The sequence below is a fragment of the Corynebacterium sp. HMSC070H05 genome, from assembly GCF_001837615.1.
GTDB lineage: Bacteria > Actinomycetota > Actinomycetes > Mycobacteriales > Mycobacteriaceae > Corynebacterium > Corynebacterium coyleae.
The window spans coordinates 1-478 of sequence record NZ_KV833270.1; the positions used below are offsets into that span (position 1 = coordinate 1).

1 pseudogene is annotated in these 478 nt (G+C 55.2%); it reads right to left on the reverse strand.

Annotated features, from left to right (window positions below):
• Positions 1–383, reverse strand: a pseudogene (locus HMPREF2617_RS00020) (hypothetical protein); the annotation flags it as partial.
• Positions 384–478: the final 95 nt, after the last annotated feature.

The following is a 478-nucleotide window of genomic DNA, read 5'->3' on the forward strand; positions in this document are numbered from 1 at the left end:
TCCTGCAGCATCTGTGCCGATGGGCCAAGGTTGCGCTTGTCAGCGAAATCACAAGCGTCAACGTAATTGTCGTCGCAGCCAAGGCTGCGGTATTCGGATGCCATCCAGTTCAGTTGCAAAAACAGATCCGGACGATTCACATCAGCCCCATAACCGGGAAGGGGAACTGCAGTGCCGTCAGACAAGATGACACCGTGTTGTTCCCATACGTCGGGAAGACCATCCCCGTCAGAATCAACCAGGTCGAGCCCAGCGCCGAAATCAACCGGGGCGATCAATGCTTGCTCATCGCAAGCGTCGCACGCATTGGCGGGGGTGATACCGGCAATGGCCATGGTGGCAGTCAGTGCTGCTGCGATGGTGTTGCGGATGGCGTTGCGCATTGGTGGTGCTCCTTGGTGATTTCTTGTTTCGCTGATCAGGACCTGTTCTTCCTGACATCCATAAGGTTATGCAGTTTGTATGCGCAGGTAAAACG